General features: G+C 53.3%; 2 rRNA genes. Both read left to right on the top strand.

Annotated elements, in window-relative coordinates:
* Positions 1-1,389, top strand: a 23S ribosomal RNA gene (locus ACNEUN_RS06180); the annotation flags it as partial.
* Positions 1,390-1,569: 180 nt separating this feature from the next.
* A 5S ribosomal RNA gene (gene rrf, locus ACNEUN_RS06185) occupies positions 1,570-1,686 on the top strand.
* The last annotated feature ends 40 nt before the right edge of the window (positions 1,687-1,726 follow it).

Genomic DNA, 1,726 nt, shown 5'->3' on the forward strand with positions numbered 1-1,726 from the left:
TTAAGCTGAGGCGTGATGGGTAGGCTGTATGGCTGATTCCGGTGATCCTGTTTGCCAAGAAAAGCTTCAACGTGAGGTGTGATTCCGCTCGTACCCTAAACCGACACTGGTGGTCTGGTAGAGTATACCGAAGCGATCGGGCGAATCCTGGCCAAGGAACTCGGCAAATTACTCCCGTGCCTTCGGCATAAGGGAGACCCCTGATGGTGATATGGTTTTACATTGTTGAGCTGTTGGGGGTGGCACAAGCTAGGGGGTAGCGACTGTTTACCAAAAACACAGGAGCGTGCGAAGGCGTAAGCCGCTGTATACGCTCTGACGCCTGCCCGGTGCCGGAAGGTTAAGAGGATCCGTTAGTTTTTGCGAAGCGGTGAATTTAAGCCCCGGTAAACGGCGGTGGTAACTATAACCATCCTAAGGTAGCGAAATTCCTTGTCGGGTAAGTTCCGACCTGCACGAATGGCGTAACGACTTCCCCACTGTCTCGGCCAGGAGCCCGGCGAAATTGCAGTACGAGTAAAGATGCTCGTTAAGCGCAGAAGGACGAAAAGACCCCGGGACCTTTACTATACCTTGGTATTGTCGTTAGGTGTGGATCGTGTAGCATAGGCGGGAGGCTGTGAAGCGTGGGCGCTAGCTTGCGTGGAGTCGAATAGTGAAATACCGCTCTTTCCATATCTGGCGTCTAACCTCAGCACGTTATCCGTGTTAGGGACAGTGCCTGGCGGGTAGTTTAACTGGGGCGGTTGCCTCCTAAAGAGTAACGGAGGCGCTCAATGGTCCGCTCAACCCGGTTGGCAATCGGGTTTTGAGTGTAATCGCACAAGCGGGCTTGACTGTGAGACTGACGGGTCGAGCAGGGACGAAAGTCGGAGATAGTGATCCGGTGCCGGCGTACGGACGTGGCATCGCTCAACGGATAAAAGGTACCCCGGGGATAACAGGCTGATCATTCCCAAGAGTCCATATCGACGGGATGGTTTGGCACCTCGATGTCGGCTCGTCGCATCCTGGGGCTGGAGCAGGTCCCAAGGGTTCGGCTGTTCGCCGATTAAAGCGGCACGCGAGCTGGGTTCAGAACGTCGTGAGACAGTTTGGTCTCTATCCTCTGCGCTCGTTGGAATGTTGAGGAGACCTGCCCATAGTACGAGAGGACCTGGGTGGACGAACCTCTGGTATGCCGGTCGTCACGCCAGTGGCGCCGCCGGTTAGCTACGTTCGGAAGGGATAACCGCTGAAAGCATCTAAGCGGGAAGCCTGCTCCAAGATAAGCATTCCATGCACTTTAGTGTGTGAGCCCCCATGTAGAACACGTGGTTGATAGGCTAGATGTGGAAGCCCTGTAAGGGGTGGAGCTGACTAGTACTAATGGGTGATGGTGACATTTCTTGATCTCCTTTTTTTGGGGGTTGGGTGTGTGAGTTTCTTGACTAGTATTCTTCTGTGATAGTATTGAGTGCTAAATGTTTCGTTTAACGATTGGTTGGTAAAAGTTTTTTCTCGCGTTCATGTCCGGTTCCCAGACTGCCACGTTTCCACTTACTGGTTTGTGAGTGTATAATATAGTTTTGCGGTGGTCATGGCTCAGGTGAGACGCCCGGTCCCATTCCGAACCCGGAAGCTAAGGCCTGACACGGTGAGGGTACTGCACTCGATAGGGTGTGGGAGACTAGCACGCTGCCGCATTAATTTTCTAGCGGGGAACTTGATTGTTCCCCGCTTTTTT

The sequence above is a fragment of the Gardnerella sp. C0684A1 genome (assembly GCF_055326835.1).